Genomic DNA, 515 nt, shown 5'->3' on the forward strand with positions numbered 1-515 from the left:
CAAAACAGCAGACTGGATCATCGACTTAGGACCAGAAGGCGGACAAGGCGGCGGAGAGATCATTGCCCAGGGAACACCAGAAGATGTGTCTCAGATCGAAGGTTCGCACACAGCTCGATTCCTTAAGCCTATGTTGAAATAGAAAAAACGGGTAAAGTACAAAGACCAGCCAACGCTGGTCTTTTTTCATTCAAAACAACGCAATATATATGGCTACTATACATGTAAGTGGAACCAAACTTTCTCCTGAAAAAGTACAAGTTCCTCTCAATCGCAAGTTTCTCATCGCCTTGGCCGTTCTGTTTTTACTGGCCATGCACTTTTTTATGCCCAATCCAGGTGGATCAGGGTTAGCCCTATCCTTCAACGCAACAACGTGGATTGCATTTAGCTTTGCGTTAGGTATCGGTTGCTATCAGCTCGCGAGTAACCGCATTTTACGCTATTCAAAACTAACCATCGGGTTACTGATCTGCGCGATCATCATGACGTTGCCAGTATTCTACCCCAATGCG

General features: G+C 45.6%; 1 pseudogene. It reads left to right on the forward strand.

Annotated features, from left to right (window positions below):
• Nucleotides 1–209 precede the first annotated feature (209 nt).
• Nucleotides 210–515, forward strand: a pseudogene (locus R7190_RS30870) (ligase); the annotation flags it as partial.

The sequence above is a fragment of the Vibrio sp. 1078-1 genome (assembly GCF_033340475.1).